This window comes from Sphingobium sp. RSMS, assembly GCF_005406185.4.
In the GTDB taxonomy this organism is placed as follows: domain Bacteria; phylum Pseudomonadota; class Alphaproteobacteria; order Sphingomonadales; family Sphingomonadaceae; genus Sphingobium; species Sphingobium fuliginis.
The window spans coordinates 1,907,306-1,927,578 of record NZ_CM191257.1 but is presented as its reverse complement, the minus strand read 5'-3'; the positions used below and the strand labels follow the sequence as shown (position 1 = coordinate 1,927,578).

At 63.9% G+C, this 20,273-nt stretch carries 15 protein-coding genes; 4 read left to right on the top strand and 11 right to left on the bottom strand.

Features of this window, described 5'->3' with window-relative positions:
• Positions 1-60 precede the first annotated feature (60 nt).
• The 3 genes from EGM87_RS09100 to EGM87_RS09090 all read right to left on the bottom strand — a co-directional run bounded on the left by EGM87_RS09100 (position 61) and on the right by EGM87_RS09090 (position 5,679).
• Positions 61-2,127: a glycoside hydrolase family 97 protein gene (locus EGM87_RS09100; RefSeq protein ID WP_044662649.1), complete on the bottom strand. Its 2,067-nt coding sequence runs from the start codon at positions 2,125-2,127 to the stop codon at positions 61-63.
• Positions 2,128-2,248: 121 nt separating this feature from the next.
• Positions 2,249-3,838 carry an alpha-glucosidase family protein gene (locus EGM87_RS09095; protein WP_044662648.1) on the bottom strand — a complete coding sequence of 530 codons (1,590 nt, stop codon included), beginning with the start codon at positions 3,836-3,838 and terminating at the stop codon, positions 2,249-2,251.
• Positions 3,835-5,679 (bottom strand): alpha-amylase family glycosyl hydrolase, encoded by a 1,845-nt coding sequence (locus EGM87_RS09090; RefSeq protein WP_084694386.1) that lies wholly within the window; start codon positions 5,677-5,679, stop codon positions 3,835-3,837. Before EGM87_RS09090 ends, EGM87_RS09095 begins: the two co-directional genes overlap by 4 nt.
• A 144-nt stretch (positions 5,680-5,823) precedes the next feature.
• On the opposite strand from EGM87_RS09090, the gene EGM87_RS09085 reads away from it, so the two are divergent.
• Positions 5,824-6,846, top strand: coding sequence for a LacI family DNA-binding transcriptional regulator (locus EGM87_RS09085; protein ID WP_044662646.1), 1,023 nt, complete (start codon positions 5,824-5,826; stop codon positions 6,844-6,846).
• Between the two features lie 215 nt (positions 6,847-7,061).
• On the opposite strand, the gene EGM87_RS09080 is transcribed toward EGM87_RS09085, so the two are convergent.
• Entirely contained in the window at positions 7,062-9,839 is a 2,778-nt protein-coding gene (locus EGM87_RS09080) for a TonB-dependent receptor (protein ID WP_371873073.1), read from the bottom strand.
• A gap of 313 nt (positions 9,840-10,152) precedes the next feature.
• On the opposite strand from EGM87_RS09080, the gene EGM87_RS09075 reads away from it, so the two are divergent.
• Both EGM87_RS09075 and EGM87_RS09070 read left to right on the top strand, forming a co-directional pair.
• On the top strand, positions 10,153-11,736 hold the full coding sequence (locus EGM87_RS09075; protein ID WP_044662644.1) for a Na+/H+ antiporter: 1,584 nt from the start codon (positions 10,153-10,155) through the stop codon (positions 11,734-11,736).
• Complete coding sequence (locus EGM87_RS09070) at positions 11,733-12,425, top strand: TetR/AcrR family transcriptional regulator (protein WP_044662643.1); 693 nt, start codon at positions 11,733-11,735, stop codon at positions 12,423-12,425. The genes EGM87_RS09075 and EGM87_RS09070 overlap by 4 nt, the downstream gene beginning before the upstream one ends.
• A gap of 115 nt (positions 12,426-12,540) precedes the next feature.
• On the opposite strand, the gene EGM87_RS09065 is transcribed toward EGM87_RS09070, so the two are convergent.
• On the bottom strand, positions 12,541-14,865 hold the full coding sequence (locus EGM87_RS09065; RefSeq protein ID WP_044662642.1) for an arylsulfatase: 2,325 nt from the start codon (positions 14,863-14,865) through the stop codon (positions 12,541-12,543).
• Positions 14,866-15,018: 153 nt separating this feature from the next.
• On the opposite strand from EGM87_RS09065, the gene EGM87_RS09060 reads away from it, so the two are divergent.
• Positions 15,019-15,258, top strand: a complete 240-nt coding sequence (locus tag EGM87_RS09060; protein WP_025547794.1) for a hypothetical protein — start codon at positions 15,019-15,021, stop codon at positions 15,256-15,258.
• 101 nt (positions 15,259-15,359) lie between these two features.
• On the opposite strand, the gene EGM87_RS09055 is transcribed toward EGM87_RS09060, so the two are convergent.
• Genes EGM87_RS09055 through EGM87_RS09030 form a run of 6 tightly spaced genes read right to left on the bottom strand, consistent with a single transcriptional unit; the run spans position 15,360 to position 20,255 of the window.
• Positions 15,360-16,034, bottom strand: coding sequence for a c-type cytochrome (locus EGM87_RS09055; protein WP_025547796.1), 675 nt, complete (start codon positions 16,032-16,034; stop codon positions 15,360-15,362).
• 3 nt (positions 16,035-16,037) lie between these two features.
• Entirely contained in the window at positions 16,038-16,376 is a 339-nt protein-coding gene (locus tag EGM87_RS09050; protein ID WP_025547798.1) for a cytochrome C oxidase subunit IV family protein, read from the bottom strand.
• An 8-nt stretch (positions 16,377-16,384) separates the two neighbouring features.
• Positions 16,385-17,071: a heme-copper oxidase subunit III family protein gene (locus tag EGM87_RS09045; RefSeq protein WP_044662641.1), complete on the bottom strand. Its 687-nt coding sequence runs from the start codon at positions 17,069-17,071 to the stop codon at positions 16,385-16,387.
• 12 nt (positions 17,072-17,083) lie between these two features.
• Complete coding sequence (locus tag EGM87_RS09040; protein ID WP_044662640.1) at positions 17,084-17,659, bottom strand: cytochrome c oxidase subunit 3; 576 nt, start codon at positions 17,657-17,659, stop codon at positions 17,084-17,086.
• A complete protein-coding gene (locus EGM87_RS09035) occupies positions 17,656-19,386 on the bottom strand; it encodes a cytochrome c oxidase subunit I (RefSeq protein ID WP_044662639.1) in 1,731 nt (576 codons plus the stop codon). Before EGM87_RS09035 ends, EGM87_RS09040 begins: the two co-directional genes overlap by 4 nt.
• The gene (locus EGM87_RS09030; RefSeq protein WP_044662638.1) at positions 19,386-20,255 is read right to left on the bottom strand and encodes a cytochrome c oxidase subunit II; all 870 of its coding nucleotides are present in this window, start codon (positions 20,253-20,255) and stop codon (positions 19,386-19,388) included. The genes EGM87_RS09035 and EGM87_RS09030 overlap by 1 nt, the downstream gene beginning before the upstream one ends.
• Between the last annotated feature and the right edge of the window lie 18 nt (positions 20,256-20,273).

The window sequence follows — 20,273 nt, the reverse complement described above, 5'->3', positions numbered from 1 at the left end:
CCTTTGCTTTATACTTATTCCTATCGCCGTTCAGGCTCAGGGCGAACGGTGCGGGGTATCTTATCGTATTGAGCGCTTGCCCTTGCCCCCGCCCGCCACGAAGCGGATCGCTTCCCCCCCACCCGGCGCGAGGTCAATGCTCAACACATCCCCCCTCTTCACCGCCTTCTTCTCGATCACGATCGCATGACGCGCCTCGGTGCGATAGTCCGCCCCCGGCCCATCCCGATAAATCTCCGCCACATAGGACCGCCCGGCCTCCAGAAAGTCGAGCTTCACCTGAGTGGAGCGCGCCTCTTCATCCCCGACCGCGCCCAGATACCAGTCATTGCTGCCCTTGGCCTTGCGCGCGATGGTCACATAGTCGCCCACCTCGCCATTCAGGACGCGGGTATCGGACCAGTCGGTCGGCACATCCTTGATGAACTGGAACGGCCCCGGATATTTCGCGTAATTTTCGGGCGTATCCGCGGCCATCACGAAGGGCGAGTACAGCACGACATAAAGCGCCAACTGCTTGGCGATGGTCGACTGGATCGCGCTCCCCTCCGACCCGGAAAGGCTGAGAACGCCCGGCGTGAAGTCCATCGGCCCACCCAGCAACTGGGTAAAGACGAGATTGGCCTCATGCTCAGGCGGATTCTTGCCGCCGACCCAGGCATTATATTCCATGCCGCGCCCGCCTTCGCGCGCCACCCAATTGGGATAAGTGCGGCGCAGGCCCGTATCCTTCACCGGCTCGTGACTATCGATGCTGACCTTATATTTCGCCGCTGCCTGCACCACGCGGAGATAGTGGTTCACCATCCACTGCCCCTCATGCCATTCGCGATGCTGCGAGCCGTCGGGATCGACCCGCTCGATCTGCCCGGCATCGGTGACATAGCCGGTCTTCACCACCCGCTCGCCATGGTCGGCGGCCCATTTGAACGCACTGTCGAGCTGCCCGTCATAATGGCTGGCCGAACCGCCCGTCTCATGATGGCCGATCAGCGTCACGCCCTTGGACCTGGCATAGGCGGCCAGCCCATCGGCGTCGAAATCCTCGGTGGACTGGGAGAAGTTCATGCCGTTGCCATTGCCGAACCAATTGCCGTCCCAGCCGACATTCCATCCCTCGACCAGCACGGCGGGGATGCCGTTGGCGGCGGCGAAGTCGATAGTGCGGCGGACATTGGCGGTGGTCGCGCCATGCTTCGGCCCGCGCGCCCACGTCCACTCGCCCTTGATCATGTTCCACCACACGCCGACGAACTTGCCCGGTTTGATCCAGCCCGACACGTCGCCCAGCTTGTTGGGTTCGTTCAGGTTCAGGATCATATGGTTCATGTACAGCCCCGCCGCATCGTCCGCGATGGCGATGGTGCGCCATGGCGTCGAGAAACCGGCGTCCCGCGAAACCTTGGGCGCCCCGGAACCCGGCGTCAGCGCGGCGCGGAATATATTGCCCTGCGCCCGCGCCAGGTTCATCCCCGCATAGTCCACCAAAGCCGCCTCATGCAGCGCGACATGGGTGCCGCTGGCGAGCTTCACCGTCATCACCGTCTGCGCGGTCCCGACCGCATCGAGCGGCGTCCTGTTATAGAGATATTCCTCCCGGTTCCATTCGAAGGCGGGCTTCCACCAGGCGGTGCCGCCCTCCGCAAAGGCGAACTGGGTCAGTTCCTCCGCGATATTGGCGTGGTGCAGATGGGCCTGATCGGGCAGCGTGTAGCGGAAGGCCACGCCGTCGTCGAACAGGCGGAAGGTCACGTCCATCTCGCGCTGAAGGTCGCTTTTCTCGCGAAAGGCGAGGCGGATCTCATTGTGATGGTCGCGGATGCTGGACCATTCGCCCCAGGGCTGGGTCCATGTCGTGTCGCTCTTGCCGGTCCTGCTGTCGGCCAGCGTCAGATTGCGCTCGATCTTCGGTGCGTCGGTGAACATGAAACCAAGGCGGCTGTCCGCGATCAGCGCCTTGCCGTCGCGCTGCACGGCGTAGCTGGGGCGGCCTTCATTATCGAGGCTGACGGTCAGCGTGATGCGGCCATCGGGGGAGGCGGCCTTGGCTACCACATCGGCGCGGGCAGCCACCGGGGCCAGCGAAAGCGCGAAAAGCGGCAGGGTGAGCGCGGTCGGTTTCTTCATGATAATTCCTTTTGAGTCTGCCCTGACGAGATCAAAGCGCGACGTGCTGCCGCGGAGGCAGGAGCCCAGTTCAGGTGGTGGGACTGGTTGCCTGCCTACGCAGGAACATTGTACGATGCCTTTAAACGCGCGCGACAAGACCGGAAGCTGCGGGGAAATGCCATCCTTCGACTCCGCCGGTCGACAGCAACGGCTGCCAATGACCCGCCGGCGTCCATGTCACAGGCTCGTCCCCAAGGTTGAAGACACAGAGCATCCTCTCGCCCTCATGCTCCCGCTCGAACGCCAGCAATTCCTCCGGCGCCTCCAGGAAATCGATCGCCCCCACGCGCAGCGCGGGCGACCCGTTGCGCAACGCCAGCACCCGCCGCGTCCAGTGCAGCAGCGAATCCGCATCCGCCTCCTGCACATCCACGGCGAGCGCGCGATGCGTTTCCCCGACCGGCAGCCAGGGCTTGGCCTCCGAAAATCCCAGATAGGGCGCATCCGCCCGCCACGGCATCGGCGTTCGCGCGCCGTCGCGGGAAAGCGTCAGCGGCCAGTTGGCGATGGCCTCGGGGTCCCGCAGATCCTCGAACGCGATGTCGACCTGCGGCAGCCCCAGTTCCTCGCCATAATAAAGGAAGATATTGCCGCGCAGGCAGGCGAGCAGCAGGATCTTCATCCGGCAATAGGCGTCCGGGTCCACCCCCTTGGCCCAGCGCGACACCGCACGGGGCGCGTCATGATTTTCGAACGCCCAGCTCGGCCAGCCCGTATGGGTTTCGCAGGGCCATTTGACGAGCGCCGTCTTGAGGAATTCGGCGGTCAGTTTCGGCGCATAGAGAAAGTCGAATCCATAGGCGGTATTCAGCCTGCCGTCGCCCTGCGTGAAGGCCTTCATCTCTATGTCGCTGTCCGCTCCGCCGACTTCGGCCACGGTGAAGCGATCCCGATATTCATCGAATACTTGCCGGACTTTTTCCAGGAACAGCGGAATGTCCGGATGGCTCTGGCTGTACTTCTTGATCTGGAAGTCGAACGGCCGCGTCCGCACCTTGCCATCCTCCGGCGCGGGCGGATTGTCGCGCAACTCCGGATCGTGCATCGAATGGTTGATGGCATCGATGCGGAACCCGTCCACCCCCCGGTCCAGCCAGAAACGGATGATGTCGAAGACGCTCTCCTGCACCTGCGGATGATGCAAATGCAGTTGCGGCTGCTGCGCCAGAAACTGGTGCATATAATATTGGCCGCGCCGCGCATCCCAGGTCCAGGCCGGCCCGCCGAACACCGACTGCCAGTTGTTGGGCGGGGAACCGTCCGGCTTGGGATCGGCCCAGACATACCAGTCCGCCTTGGGATTGTCGCGGCTGGAGCGGCTTTCGACGAACCAGTGATGCTCCTCCGACGTATGCGCCCAGACCTGATCGACGATGATGCGCAGCCCCAGTTCATGCGCCCGCGCCGCCAGCGCGTCGAAATCCTCCAGCGTGCCGAAGATCGGATCGACGTCGCAATAATCCGACACGTCATAGCCGAAATCGCGCATCGGGCTCTTGAAGAAGGGCGACAGCCAGATCGCATCCACCCCCAGCGACGCCACATAGGGCAGATGGGCGGTGATGCCTTTGAGGTCGCCGATGCCATCCCCATTGGAGTCGGCAAAGCTGCGCGGATAAATCTGGTAGATGGCGGCGCCGCGCCACCAGGGGAGGGTCGTGTCGGTCATTGGGGTACGGCACTCCGGACAGCGCAGACGCTGTAGCTGAGAGGGGGGAGGGAGACGGCGATGCTGCCGGGGGCGGAAGCGCTTGCGGCGCATTCGGCTCCGGCCAATGTGGTGAACTGGTCGGACCGCGCATCCACCTCGACCTGCGCCCTGATCGGCGCGGTGGACGTGTTGAAGGCGATCAATGTTTCCGCGCCGCTGTCGGGATCGAAGCGGGATAGGGCGAACAGGCCCGGCTGGTCGCCCCGCGCCCGGATGACCTCCCGGCCGCGCCGCAACGCCGGATGGGTAGTGCGCAGACGGGCCAGCGCGGCGATCTCCCGATAAAGCGGATGGCCGGTGTCGAAGCGCGGCGTCGCCGTGGTGGCGTTGGTCCCCAGCAGGCGATTGTCGTTATAGCTCGCCACCCGGCTGCCGAACATATCCTCCCGCGCATCCTGATCGCCGCCGTCCCCGACAAAGCCCTGTTCATCGCCATAATAGAGTGTCGGCACGCCGCGCATCGTCAGCAGCATGGCGTTGGCCAGCATCACCCGGCGCAACACTTCCTCATCGCTCGCCTGCGGGAAAGCCTTGCGCACGAAGGTGGCGAAGCGCCCCGCATCATGATTGCTGACGAAGGTCGGCAAGGTCCGCGCCGTCGCCTCGCCATCGCGATAGAGCGCATCTCCCGCCAGCATCCGCTCCCAGACCGCCGTCGCGCCGCTGCCCGCGACCGTCTCCAGCGCCGCCTGCCGGAAGGCGAAGTCCAGCACGGCTGGAAAGCCGCCTTCCTTCGTATGCCAGGCGAGCGGCCCGGCATCGACCGTCTCGACATAGACTTCCCCGAAAATATGGAAATTGGGGATGCCTTTCGCTTTGGCGCGGGCCTGCATGGCAGGAACGAACATCTGCCAGAAATGCGGATCGACATGCTTCGCCGTATCCACCCGGAAGCCATCCACGCCGAAACGGTCGATCCAGCCGCCGAAAATATCGATCATCCCCGCGATCACGCGCGGATTCTCGGTCATCAGGTCGTCCAGCCCCGCAAAGTCCCCCATGGTCGCGCTCTCGCCCGAATAGGTCGTTTCCCCGCGATTATGATAATAAAGCGGATCGTTGAGCCAAGCCGGAACTTTCGCCCGTTCCTCGCCCTTGGGCACATAAGGCGTGTAGGCGAAGGACGGATCGGTCAGTCTGGCGAAATTCGCCTCGCCATGGTCCTGATCGCCCGCGAAACCGGCGTTGATCGCCTTGCCGCCTATGCCGCCCCGCCGCTGATAGGGATAGTCGGCCCGCGAACGATAGGGGCATGTCGTGTCCGCATTTGTACTTGGGCATTCCCGGTAACGGATCACATCCGCCGTATGATTGGCGATGATGTCCATATAGACCTTCATCCCCCGGCGATGCGCGGCCTCCACCAAAGCGGCGAAATCGGCGTCGGTGCCGAAATGTGGATCGACATGGGTGAAGTCAGTGATCCAGTAACCGTGATAGCCCGCGCTTTCCTGCCCCTTCGGCCCCTGCACCGGCTTGTTGCGGAAGATCGGCCCGACCCAGATGGCGGTCGCGCCCAGCCCCTGAATATAGTCCAGCCGCCTGATCAGCCCTTTCAGGTCGCCGCCATGATAGAAACCCTTGGAGGCGGGGTCATGGCCGGTGACGAGCCGATCGCCCTTCAGCCCGCCCTTGTCATTGGCCGGGTCGCCATTGTCGAACCGGTCGGGCAGCAGGAAATAGATGACCTCATCCTCCGGCAGCCGCGCCCGGAAATCGCATGGCTCGGCTGCCAGCGACAGGGCAGGGCGGGCCAGGGCAGCCAGCGCGGCAAACAGCATCGCCTTCCTTCCACGCATGGCGTTCCTCCCTTGGCCTTCTGGCTTGATCGCAGCGGCTTTCATAGGGGTCTTAATCGGTTCGCACCCGCCGGGCCAAGCAGCCGACATACGTATTCAAAAGCTTATCTTTCCAATATCCGGGGCAGGGCGTAGGATCGCGCGATGGCCGTGAACGAAAAACCGACGTCCTTCGACATCGCGACGCTTGCGGGGGTTTCCCAGCCGACCGTGTCCCGGGCCCTGCGCGGCGACCGCACCGTCAGCGAAGCCACCCGCAAGCGGATCGAGGCCATCGCCCGCCAGCTCAACTATACGGTGGACAAGAACGCTTCCTCCCTCCGCCGGGGCAAGAGCAACACGCTGGCGCTGCTCTTCTTCGAAGATCTGCTGCCCGATGAAAGCTATATCAATCCCTTCTTCCTCTCGATGCTGGGGCCGATCCTGCAAACCTGCGCCAAGCGGGGCTACGACCTGCTGACCTCCTTCCAGCAGCTTTCGACCGACTGGCATGTCGATTATGAGGACAGCCGCAAGGCCGACGGCATCATCCTGCTGGGCTATGGCGATTATGAAAGCTATCGCGCCCGGCTGGAGCAACTGGTGGCGCAGGGCACCCATTTCGTGCGCTGGGGATCGGTCGACCCCAATGCGCTGGGCATGACCATCGGCTGCGACAACCGGCGGGGCGGACGCGAAGCGGGACAGCATCTGATCGAGCGGGGGCGCCGGACCATCGCCTTCCTGGGCGATGCGTCGAGCCGCTATCCCGAATTCCGCGACCGCTATGCCGGACTGACCGAGGCGATGCGGGAGGCCGGATTGCTGGTCGACATCGGCCTGCATGTCGACGCCCTCTCGACCGAACAGTCGGGGCATGAGGCGGCCAGCCGCCTGATCGCGCGCGGCCTGCCCTTCGACGCGATTTTCGCCGGGTCGGATCTGATCGCCATCGGTGCGATGCGGGCGCTGGACGAAGCGGGCATGCGCGTGCCGCAGGATGTGGCGCTGATCGGCTTCGACGACATCCCCGCCGCCAGCCTGACGCGCCCGCCGCTGACCACCGTCGCCCAGGACTATCTGCGCGCGGGCGAGGTGCTGGTGGACGCGCTGATCGGCCAGATCGACCGCAAGCCGGTGGAGCCCACGCTGCTCGCGCCAAGACTGGTCACAAGAATGACCGCCTGACTTCTCCCCTCCCGCAAGCGGGAGGGGCCGGGGGTGGGCAAGCCGCGCAGCGGCGTTCCTCCCTAACCGATAGTGAAGAAGCTCGCTCCGCTCGCACCCACCCCTAACCCCTCCCGTCTACGGGAGGGGAACATAAAAAGGGAGGACCGCCACCCCTGAAAGGGGCGGCGGTCCGGGGGAGAACTGCCTGCGTGCAGTCAGGCAGTCGGGGGACGTTAAAACTTGTAAGTCAGACCCAGATAATAATCCCGGCCATAGCGCTGATAGTCGATCACCTGCCGCGGATCGTCATTCTGATAGGTGACGAAGGGCTGATCGGTCAGGTTCTTGCCCTGCAACAGGATCGAAAGCCCCTGAAGCGGCCCGGACTGGAACTCATAGCCGATCTGCGCATCGAGAATGCCCTCGGCCTTCGCCGTGCGGAAGGTCGGCGCCGCCGAAAGCCCCGCCACCTCGCCCAGGAATGAGGAGCGGTAACGATAGCTCACCCGCGCCTGGAAACCCGCCTTCTCGAAATAGGCGGTGCCGCTGGCGACCCATTTCGACAGGCCGGGCAGGGTGACGCTTTCGGTCGGATTGCTGCCATATTCGACCTCGCTATGCGTATAGGACCCGCTGGCGAAGATGCCGAAGCCGTCGAGCGCCGGGCTGAACAGCTTGAACGGCAGCGACGCGGTCGCCTCTACGCCCATGATCGTGCCCTTGCCGGTATTGGCGGGCGACTTCACCAGCCCGATATAGCTTCCGTCGGCCAGAATGGCGTCGCGCTGATCGGCCGGCAATGTCGGCAGAACGGCGGAAAAGTCGTAAGCGATATTGTTGTTGGGATCGACGAAGTCGGTCAGGTTCTTGAAGAAGCCGGAGACCGATACATAACCGCCGCCCCGGAAATATTTCTCCAGCGACAGGTCGATATTGGTCGACTGATAAGGACGCAGGAAGATGTTGCCGCCCTCTGACTTGAACGGACTGAACTGCGGATCGGAAGATCCGATTCCGACATAGCTCAAATTATATTTGAACTCCTGGTTGATCCGCTCCTGGTCCAGACGCGGACGCACCATGGTCTGCGCCGCGCCCAGCTTCACGAAGAAGCTCGGCTCCAGTTCCACCGAAATCTGCGCGCTTGGCAGGACGTTGGTGTAGCTGTCCTTGCCCGACACCGGCAGTATCGTCACCACGCCGTTGGCGAAGTTGGAAATCGTGCCGGTCGATGCCTGCCGCGAATGGATCACCTGCACGCCGATCGCGCCCTTCAGCGGCTTTCCGCCCAGTTCCCCGTCCATGCTGAGCTTCGCATAGCCGGTGAACACGTCTTCCTTCACCACATTGTCGCGAACCAGCGAGCCGGGGCGGTTATCATACACCGCATCCAGCACATTGTCGTACAGATAGAGCGGGTTCAGCGTCAGCATCGCCGGCACGCCCAGATAATCGAGCGAGACGTTCGATCCCAGCAGCGCTTCGTTCGGCACCGCCACCGATCCCGGCGTCCCGCCGGCGATGGTGCAGTCCGTGCCGCCCGGCGGACAGAGGAAATAGGATGTATAGGCGCTGGTCTTCTTGCGCCGGCTATAATTGCCGCCGATTTCCCATTGGGAGAAGAGACTGCCTGAAATGTCCCCGACCAGGTTCGCGCGGAACGACTTCATGTCGTCGATGAATTTCGGCCGGTTGAGGAAACCCGCCTGCACCACCGCGGTCGTGCCGTTATAGCCCCAGCCATTGGGATCGGTCAGGCTGATGATGCCGGTATCGGTATAGTCGAGCGTCGGGGCGATGTGGAACAATCCGTTCGACTGGCGTTCCACCCGCACGGTGTCCGGCACGCCGGAACGCAGATAGCCGGTGCCCGAATAGGTCTCCAGCAGGAAGTCGGTGCGCTTGGCCCGCGACCAGCTCGCATCGACATTGAGTTTCAGCGCATCGTTCAGGCGGATGTCATTGTTCCACCCCAGCGAGATCATGTCGGCCTTGCGCTTGTTATAGTCGTTGCGCTGCACGCCATAGACATTGCTGAAGGTCGCAGCGGTGACGAAGCCGTTTTCGACCGTCACGTCGCTGACGCCGACATCGGTGCCCCAGACCAGCGGGAATTCGATGCCGCGCAGCCGCTGTTCTTCCTCGAAATGCGACGCCAGCACATCGAAGGTCGAATGGAAATCGTCGCTGGGCTGCCATTCCAGCGTGCCCACCGCGCCATAGCGCTTCAGCAGGTTCGATTGCACATAGGGCTTCGCGCCGCCGATGATGAGCGTGCCGTCGGGAGCGGAAGGATAGCCCCAGGAATTGAACCGTTCGTTCTGGGAGGGCGTTTGCGAGGCGGAAAAGCCCAGCGACAGGCCCAGCGTGTCGTCCGCGAACTGGTCGATATAGGTGGCCGAAGCGCGATAGCCGTAGCGCTTGCCGTCGGGATTGAGCTTGTCCATCCCGTTCATCTGCCCGCGCAGCGACACCGCCATCACGCGGTCCTTCTTGTCCAGCGGGCGCAGCATGCGCAGGTCGACCGTGCCGGAAATCCCCGCCGCGATCAGCGCCGCGTCGGCGCTCTTGTACACATTGACGTTCTGGAAGAATTCGGACGGATATTGGTCATATTCGACGCCGCGATTGTCGCCCACCGTCACCTGCTCGCGCCCGTTGAGCAGCGTGGTGGAGAAATCGGGACCAAGTCCACGGATCGACAGACGCTGGTCGCGCCCCTCCAGCCGCTGCGCCGTCACGCCGGGCAGGCGGGCGAGCGAATCCGCGATGGACACGTCGGGCAGCTTGCCGACATCCTCGGCGGAGATGGAATCCACGATCAGCACAGAATCCCGCTTCAGCTTCGCGGCGGAGGCGAGCGATGCGCGGATGCCGGTGACGACGATGGCCTCTCCCTGCGGCTCGGCGGGGGCGGTGGTCTCAGCCGCGGTCTGAGCGGAGGCTGCCGCCGCGACCGACAGCGAAGCGCCGGCCAGAAGGGCCGCGCGCAGGATGGAATGATGGGACATGTGCATTTGTGGACCCTCCCCAAGACGCATTGCTTGTGTTTCTTGCCGTCACCGATAGCCGCGCCGCCCATGGTCTGCACAGAATCCCACATACGTATTCAGTATGATCCGCTATCTATTTGAAAAACCATGACTATCGTGAAATTACATCCGTCCGGCGGCCAGTGGCGCGCCGCTTTCCTCTACGGTTTCGGGGAATTTCGCTGCATGGAAGACGCCTCTTGAAACTGCTGGCGCTGCTGGCATTTTCATCGTCGGCCGATGGATTTCCATGTCATATGGCCATGATGCGGATGGACGGGGGGGAGGGCCAATGCACCCGATGCAGTTGTTCGAACTGGTGATCGTCATGCTGCTGGCGATCATCGTCCTGCATTATGCCGCGAACAGGCTGGGCCTGCCGCCCGCCGTCGCGCTGCTGGCGGGGGGCGCGCTGTTCGCTTTCCTGCCCGGCCTGCCGGTGATCTCGCTCGATCCGCAACTGGTGCTGGTGATCTTCCTGCCGCCGCTGCTGATGGACGGCGCCTGGTTCATCGCCCTGCGTCACTTGCGGCGGCATATGTTCGGCATATTAGCGCTGGCCCTGGGCGCGGTGGTCTTCACCACAGCCGTGGTCGCGGCGGTCGCGCACTGGCTGGTGCCCGGCCTCCCCTGGGCGGCATGCGCAGCCCTGGGCGCCATCGTCTCGCCGCCCGACGCCGTATCGGCCCGCGCGGTGTTGCAGCATGTCCACCTGCCCCGTCGCCTCTCCATCCTGTTGGAGGGGGAAAGCCTGTTCAACGACGCCACGGGGCTGGTGCTCTTTCGCTTCGCCATAGCGGCCGGCGTCACCGGCGCGTTCAGCATGGTCGACGCCTTGCAGAGCTTTGCCCTGCTGGCCGTGGGCGGGGCGCTGGTCGGGGCGGTCATCGGCGCGCTCTGGGTGCTGACGGTCAAGCGGCTCGACGACAAATATCTGATGATCGCCTCCTCCCTGCTGGCGCCATGGGCGTCCTATCTGCTGGCGGAATCCATCCATGCCTCCGGCGTGATCGCGACCGTCACCACCGGCCTTATCTGCGGCTGGTACCAGCATGTCGTCTTCCCCGCGATGGTGCGGATGAACGGCACGGCCTTCTGGGCGGTGATGATCTTCCTGATGGAGGCGTTCGTCTTCCTGCTGATCGGTTCGTCGCTGCGCGGCGTGATCGATCGCGTCGGCGGTTTCGGCGTCGTGCTGGACGAAATGGCGCTGCCGATATTGGCGATACTGGCCGCGCTCACCGCCGCACGCTTCATTTGGGTTTTCGGTTCCGACGCGGTGATCGCGGGGCTCAGGGCGACGGGTCTTTGCGGCTATCGCCCGCTGGGATTCCGGGCGGCGGCCATATTGGGCTGGGCCGGGATGCGCGGCGTGGTGACGTTGGCGGTCGCGCTCAGCGTGCCGGCCGATTTCCCCGGACGCGACTTCATCTTGACGGCCGCCTTCGCGGTCATCATCGGCACCGTATTGCTGCAAGGGACGACCCTGGGCGCCGTGATCCGGCTGGTGAAGCTGGAGGAACCGGAAAGCGACCGTCCGCGCATGACGATGAGCGAGGCGGAAGCCGCCATGGCGCAGGCGCAGGTCCGCGTCGTGGAGGTGCACGCCTATGATGCGCAAGGCAGGCTGCTCCACCCCCGGCTGCTGGAGCGCTATCAGCGCCATGCCGAACTTTCCGCCAATTATGCCGGGCAGGAGGCGCAGTTTTCGGAGACGCTCCACGCCCATTTCGACCTGGTGCTGAAGGCCATAGCCGCCGGGCGGGCGGAACTGCTGCGCCTCCACCGCACAGGAGAGATCGATGAACATACGTTGCAGGAACTGGAACGCGACCTCGATCTGGAGGAACTGAGCGCCCTGTCCGCCAAGGCATGACCGACCGACGTCACCCCAGGCGCCATGCCATCCCCGCCGCGCTGCGGCTGATCGAGGCGGCCGAGGCGCTGTTCGCGGAGCGGGGCATCGACGCCGTTTCGATGCGGGAGATCGCGGCCGCCGCCCGTTGCGGCGACACCAATGCGGTGACCTATTATTTCGGATCGAAGGAAGGGCTGCTCTCCGCCATCTTCGCGAGCCGTGCCGAGAAGATGGAGGGCGTGCGGGGCGGGATGCTGGACAGGCTGGAACGGCAGGGCAGGCTGGACGATCCGATGGCGCTGCTCGGCATATTGTTCCTGCCGCAGCTCCATCTGGCCGATGGCCGGGGACGCCATCCCTATGCGGCGTTCATGCTGCATTTCGCGACGCGCTACTGGTCGCTGAACGCCGGCCTGCTTGCACAGGTGCGGGACAAGGCGCCGAACCTGATGCGCCTGATGGGGCATTTGACGGCGCTGGTCGGGCATGTGCACCCGGACATCGCCCGCAATCGCATCCTGCTCTGCAACATGATGCTGCAATGCGTGCTGGTCCGCTGGGACCATGGCGAGCCGCAGGATAGCGCGGTGCCGTTGCAGGCGCATGTGCGCGACGTGATGCGAGCCGCCTGCGCCAGCCTGCTGGCGGGGCCGGAGGACAAGGGCGTGCCCGCCTCCGTAGAGGAATGGTTCGACGGCCTCGGCTGATACGGCCCTTCGGTTCCGGACGCGCCGATGAAGCCGAATCCCACCGTTGAAACCGCGCTCCCGCTAGCCGCTCGTCTCGTTCGGGTCCCTTTGCGGAGGCGCGGCGCCCGGCAGCTTATCTGATCGTCACCTCGACCCGGTCCAGCGGCCCGTTGAACCGGCTCGCCGCGCTGTCATAGGCCGCCGGGTCGACGGGGCTCACCAGGTCCATGCCGATGTCGAAGTCTTCCGTATGCGAAACCACCTGCGCGAAGGTCCGTTCGACCCGCCCTTGCGCCACCGCCTTGCCATCGACGGTCAGCGTGACGGTGGCGCCGCTGGTCGGGGCTGCCCTGTCCATCGCGAAGTCCAGCCCGACGACATGCGCGCCGGCCGCCAATGGCGCAGGCGCCACGATCCGCGTCATATGCGCGGGCGTCAGATTATAGGTGAAGGCAATCCTCCCCCGGTCGAAGAACAGGCTGTAGCCGCCGAAGCGTCCGCCCTGCGCGACGATGACGCCCTTGCCGCCCTCCGCCGCTATGCCGAGCTTCGCCGTGATCGCGAAGGATCGCCCGATCAGGGCCGGCGCGGCGCTTTCCGGAATATGGCTGACGGGCGCGCTGTAGACGAAGTTCGTCCGCCCCTCATTGGGGTCTGGCCTGCCCTTCTGCCCGCCCTCGCTGCCGTGGATGGGCAGAATGTTGGACAGCGCGGCCTCCGCCCAGAACGACTCCTTCAGCGCCTCCAGCTTCCGCGGATTGGCGGCGGCGACGTCATGGGCCTCGCTGAAGTCGCTGCGGGTGTCGTAAAGCTGCCAGGTCCGTTGATCCAGCGGCACCGGCGGGGGCGGCGTCCGCTCCCAGGGGGTCGCCATGGGCGCGGTCGCGGCCACCCAGCCATCCTTGTAGATGCTGAGATTCTGCGCCATGGCCGACACCTGCACGGTGCGGCGGGAGGGCGCGTCCCTGGCCCTGAAGCTGTAGGCCATGCTGATCCCGGTGATCGGCTGTTGCGGTACGCCGTCCAGTATCTCCGGCGCTTTCACCCCCGCCGCCTCCAATATGGTGGGCATGATGTCGCTGACATGGTGGAACTGGCTGCGCAGGCCGCCGGCATCCTCGATATGCCCCGGCCAGGCGATCACCATGCCGTTGCGCGTGCCGCCGAAATGCGATCCATAGCGCTTGGCCCAGGGGAAGGGCGCGTTCATCGCCCAGCCCCAGCCGCCCGGCATCAGATTATAGGCGTCCTTCGTCCCGATCTCATCGATATGGGCGAGGGCGTAGGACGGGTCTTCCCGGACCCCGCTCAGCGCCGACTGCTCGAACAGCTTGCCGTCGAAGCTGCCTTCCGCGCTCGCGCCATTGTCGCCCTGGATGTAGATGATCAGCGTATTGTCCAGTTCGCCATTGTCGCGCAGCTTCTGGATGACCCGCCCGATCTGCTCGTCGGCATAGGCGAGCGAAGCGGCATAGGCCTCCATATAGCGGGCATAGAGCCGCTTCCTGTCTGGCGTCAGACTGTCCCAGCGCGGCAGCGTGCCCGGATGCGGCGCATCGTCGGTGCCGGGCGGAATGACGCCCAGCTTCTTCTGCCGCGCCACGGTTTCGGCGCGCAGCACGTCCCAGCCCGCGTCGAACCTGCCCCGGAATTTCTTCAGCCAGTCGGCGGGCGGCTGATTGGGCGCGTGGGCCGTGCCGGTGGCATAATAGAGCAGGAAGGGCTTGTCGGGGGCGGCCGCATGCTGGCTGTCGATCCAGCCTATCGCATGGTCGGCCAGATCGCGCTCCAGATGATAGCGGGGATCGGCGGGCGGTGTGACCGGATTGATATTCTCGACCAGATTGGGTTCCGCCATGCTGCTGTCGGCGCCCAGAAAGCCGTAGAAATATTCGAAGCCCAGACCGGTCGGCCAGCGGTCGAACGGCCCGGCCCGGCTCATTTCCCATTCCGGGGTCACATGCCCCTTGCCGATCATGGCGGTGTTATAGCCATTTTCCTTCAATATCTGCGCCATCGTCCCGGCGCTTTTGGGGATGACGCTGTTATAGCCGTCATAGCCCGTCGCCCAATTGGCGACATAGCCCATGCCCACCGCCTGCGGATTGCGCCCCGTCAGCAGCGAGGCGCGCGTGGGGGAGCAGATGGCGGTGGTGTTGAACTGATTGTAACGCAGCCCTGCCTTCGCCAGCGCGTCGAAGGTCGGCGTAGGCACCGGTCCGCCGAAGGTGCTGCTGGACCCGAAACCGACATCGTCGGTCATGATCAGCAGGATATTGGGCGCGCCCCTGGCGGCGCGCACCGGTTGAGGCCAGGCGGGCGGAGAGGATTCGGCGGGCGTGCGGCCATAGACCTTTTGCGCGGGCGCGTCCTGCGCCGTGGCCGGCGGCATGGCGAGCGCCAGCAGGGGGAGGGCTGGCAGGCATTGCCGGCCGAGCTTGGCGCGAAGGGAGGACATGGGCTCTCCTGCTGCAATATTATTATCCTATGGTGCAGATTTCATATTAACGCAGTTGATTGAAGTCAAGCCGGAACCGCATCCTCCCTCCTCTTGTCCCGCCGCCCTCGTCGTCCCATATTGTGATGAGGTTCATGCAGAACGAGGCGCGCCATGGAAAACCGGCTGCTCCAGATCGAGAAAGCGTGGGAACAGGCGCTGGGCGATATTTTCCAGCCTTATGTCGATCTGAAACGCGAACCGACCGCCAGCGCCATGGAGGCCTTTCGCACCGTGCTCGGATCGACCGATCATGACATCCGCCGCCACATCGCGCGAACGGCGGCGCGGCAGGGATCGACATTCCTCAGCCGCTATCTGGTCGAGGAAGACTGGCGGCGGCCCAGCCCCTGAAGCCACGGGCATCTCCACGCCCCGTTCGCCCTGAACCTGTCGAACGGCTTCACTTCTCTTCAAGAAAAGAGCGGGGTGGTATGCGACCCGCCGCCACCGCTCTATCGCGCCGCAACCACCTTCGGCTGCGGCAAAGGCGGCGCCCCCGTCCCCAAGGTCGCCAGATATTTGATCACCGCCGCCCGATCCTCCGGCTTGCGCAGCCCGGCAAAGCTCATCTTCGTTCCCGGCACCTCGCGCCCCGGAGAGGCGAGGAAAGCGAACAGCGACTCATAGCTCCAACTGCCCTTATGTCCCTGCATGGCGGGCGAATAGGCAAAGCCCGCATGGCTCGCCACCGGCCGCCCGACCACGCCCCACAGATTAGGCCCGATGCGGTTGGGTCCGCCCTGGGTGAAGTCGTGACAACTCATGCAAAGCTGCACCTTCTGCTTCCCCACCCCCGCATCCGCGCTGGCGAGCAGGGTGCCCAGATCGACCGGAGGAGCAGCCGCCGCCCCGCCGCCGCCCGTCCCGGGCATCGGCGCTTTCCCCCGCATGTCCCGATGATAGGCGATCACCCGGCTGCCTTCCCCCGCCTCGCTGAAACTGGCGGGCCAGTCGCGCTGGATCGACGCCATGTCGACGCGCGGCGGCATCTCGTCCATCGGCTTATAGGCCAGCTCCCCCGGCCGCACCCGCGTATAGAGCTTGTCGCTGAACCATCCCAGCCCCAGCGCCGTCACCGCCGCTCCCGCAACGCACAGTCCCACCGCCATCCCATGCATCCGGCCCATGGCTCACCCCCCTCCGCCCATGAAGATGGCGCGGGTCCAGAAGGCGTAATTCGCCTCGATCGTCATGATCCGCACCAGCACCAGCAGCACCAGCGGCGGCACCAATATCGCATAGATCAGCGACAGCCGCTCCCACGCCAGATGCATGAAGATGGACAGGATCAGCCCCGCCTTCAGCAACATGAAGGTCACGATCAGCACCCAGCGCACGATCCCCTGCACATGCATATAGTCGACCAGATAGGACATGGCGCTGAGCAGGAACAGCAGGCCCCAGACCTTCAGATACAGGCTGATCGGATGTTGCTGGCCCTTATGGGTCGCTGAAGGATCATGCTGCATGGAGCCCCTCACCAGAGATAGAAGAAGGCGAAGATGAACACCCAGACGAGATCGACGAAGTGCCAGTACAGCCCGGCGATCTCGACCGCCGAATAATCGCCCGCCTTGTCATAATGTCCCCGCGCCACCTTGGACGCGATGATCAGCAGCAATATGACCCCGCAGGTCACATGTAGCCCGTGAAAGCCGGTGATCATGAAGAAGGTCGCGCCAAATTGCGGCGCGCCCATCGGATTATACCAGGGCCGCACGCCCTCTTCGAAGATCAGCTTGCTCCATTCGAACGCCTGCATGCCAAGGAAGACAAGCCCGAACAGGGCGGTGATCAGCATCAGCGCCGTCGTTTTCCGCCGGTCGCGCTGATAGCCGAAGTTCACGGCCATCGCCATGGTGCCGCTGGAACTGATCAGCGCAAAGGTCATGATCGCGATCAGGACGAGCGGTAGTTCCTGCCCGCCGATATTCAGGGCGAACACTTCCGCCGTATTGGGCCAGGGCAGTACAGCCGACGCCCGCATCGTCATGTAACCGGTCAGGAAGCAGGAAAAGATGAAGGTGTCGCTCAGCAGGAAGATCCACATCATCGCCTTGCCCCAATGGGTATGGCGGAAGACTTCCTGATCGGCTGACCAGTCGGACGCGATCTCCCTCAACGTGGGAGCGATGACTTCTCTATCTGGGACAGCCTGAGCCATGGCGGAACATCCTCAAGTCGACAGCAGCAAAGCGGCGAGAACCAGCCAGACGATCAACAGAAAATGCCAGTAGAGCGCGCAAAGGGCGACATTGCGCATATTGGCCGCCGCCAGCGCCCGTCCGGCGGCAAACAGCCCGCCGATGATGTGCAGACCATGCAGCGCCGTCAGCAGATAGAAAAAGGCATTGGCCGGATTGCTCGACAGCGTATAGCCCGCCCCCTGATAATGCCGCCAGAGCAACAACTGCCCGCCAAGGAACAGCACCCCCAGCGCCGATCCGACGATTGCCGCCCGAACCGCCCGTTCCCTCCGCGCCACTTCCCAGGCGACGCTGCTCGCCGCCAGCACCAGCGTATTGATCCACAGCAGCGGCGGATCGGGCATGGGCTTCCAGTCATGGACATGTTCCGTGCCTGCATGCAGCCCCATGCGCATCAGATAGGCCGCCAGCAGCAGCGAGAACATCACCATGGCCACGCCGAAATAGGCGACCATCCCCACCGCCCCCGCCGACGGCCGATCCCGCTCCACCGGCTGCGGGCCCGGCTCCCAGCTCTTTTCGGTGAGGCGCGCGAGGATGGTCATGCCCGCTGTTCCACTTGGGGTTCCGTCTGGGGAATGAAGTCCCGCGCCGCCCCCGGCACGCTATAATCATAGGCCCAGCGATAGACGACCGGCAGATGCGGCCCCCAATTGCCATGCGCCGGCGGCGTGTCGGGCGTCAGCCATTCCAGGCTGGCCGCGCCCCAGGGATTGGGATCGGCGCGAGGCCCCCGGAACAGGCTCCAGATCATGTTGAAGAAGAACAGCCCCTGCGCGCAGAAGACGACCAGCGCCGCAATGCTGATCCACGCATTGGCGAGATGCACCGATTGCGGGATGAAGGCCGTCTCGCCCAGAGCGTAATAACGGCGCGGAACCCCCAAAATCCCCAGATAATGCATCGGCAGGAAGATCGCATAGACGCCCAGGAAAGTGATCCAGAAATGGAGCTTCCCCAAAGTTTCGTTCCACATCCTGCCGAATATCTTGGGATACCAGTGATAGATGGCGCCGAATATCACCAGAACCGGAGACACGCCCATCACCATATGGAAATGCGCGACGACAAAGAAAGTGTCGGACAACGGCACATCGACACTGACATTGCCCAGAAACAGCCCCGACAGCCCGCCGTGGATGAAGGTGAAGATGAAGGCGATGGCGAACAGCATCGGCACCCGCAAATGGATGTCGCCGCGCCACAGGGTCAGCAGCCAGTTATAGACCTTGATCGCCGTCGGAATGGCGATGATCAAAGTCGACGTGGCGAAGAAGAACCCGAAATAGGGATTCATGCCGCTCACATACATATGATGCGCCCATACCAGGAAGCTCAGCGCCCCGATGATCACGATCGCCCACACCATCATGCGATAACCGAAGATATTCCGCCGCGCATGGACGCTGATCAGGTCCGACACGATGCCGAAGGCGGGCAGGGCGACGATATAGACTTCGGGATGGCCGAAGAACCAGAAGAGATGCTGGAAGAGGAGGGGGCTGCCGCCCTGCGTCGGGGTGATCGCACCCATCGACTGCATGGTGGGCATGAAGAAGCTGGTGCCCGCCAGATGATCGAACAGCATCATGATCGCCGCGACGAACAAGGCCGGAAAGGCCAGCAGGCCCATCACCGAAGCGGTGAAGATGCCCCACACCGACAGCGGCATCCGCATCAGCGTCATGCCCCTGGTCCGCGCCTGCAACACCGTGGTCACATAATTCAACCCGCCCATGGTGAAGGCCGCGACGAAGATGGCGAGGCTGACCAGCATGGTCACGATGCCCCATTGATGCCCCGGCGTCCCCTCGCTGATCGCCTGCGGCGGATAGAGCGTCCATCCCGCCCCGGTCGGCCCGCCCGGCACGAAGAATCCCGCCACCAGCACGATCACCGACAGCAGATAGAACCAGAAGCTCAGCATGTTGACGAAGGGGAACACCATGTCCCGCGCCCCGATCATCAGCGGGATCAGATAATTGCCGAAGCCGCCCAGCAGCAGCGCCGTCAGCAGATAGACCACCATGATCATGCCGTGCATCGACACGAATTGCAGATAATTATCAGGCTGGATCGCCGGAAAAGCCCCCGGAAACCCAAGCTGCAACCGCATCAGCGCCGACAGCACCAGCGCCACCAGCCCGATCCCGATGGCGGTGCAGCTATATTGGATGGCGATGACCTTGTGATCCTGGCTCCAGACATATTTGGTGACCCAGCTATGCGGATGATGCAGCGGGCGCAGGTCGTCGGCCAGGGTGGTAGCCATCAGCGAATGCTCCAGGAGGCAGGGACGATACAGGCATTGGCCTTGATCAGCAGGATCGACATGGCGGCCGGCGGCGCCTCCGCCAGAATCTGTCCGAAGCTGCTCTGCTGCGCCTGCCATTGCGCGAAGGCCTGGGGCGTCTCCACCACCACCTTGCCGCGCATCGCATGGTGGCCGGTGCCGCACAGTTCGGCGCAGAGGATGTCGAACGTGCCCGTCTTGGTCGGGGTCAGCCAGAAATAGGTGACGATGCCGGGTACGAGGTCCATCTTGGCCCGGAATTCCGGCACATAGAAGTCGTGCAGCACGTCCTTGGAGCGCAGCACGATCTTCACCGGCTTGCCGACCGGCAGATGAAGGTCGCCGCTTTCCACCAATATGTCATCCCGGCCGAACGGGTCGAGCGGATCGAGGCCCAGCCCATTGTCGGGGGTGATATATTTGACCCCCGCCGCACCCAGCACGCCATCCGGACCGGGATAGCGGAAGGACCATTGCCATTGCTGGCCGACCGCCTCGATGACGGTGGCTTCTTTCGGCACCGAGACATATTTGCCCCAGGCCGCGAGCCCCGGCGCCAGCATGCCGGCGATGCCGATGGCGGTCCAGAATGTCAGCCGCCTTTCCAGCGAAGGGTTTTCCGGCTCATAATGGGCGCGATGGCCGGGGCGATGGCGATATTTGACCAGCGCCCAGGCAAGGAACAGGTTCAGCCCGACAAAGGCCGCCCCGCATATCCAGAGCGTCACGTCGAGCGCGGAATCGATCGATCCCCAATTGGATGCGATGGGCGTGCGCCACCATGGACTGAACAGGTGAAAGGCGACCGAACCGACCACGAGCATGGCGATGGCTACCGCAACCGGCACAAGCCCTCTCCCACATTG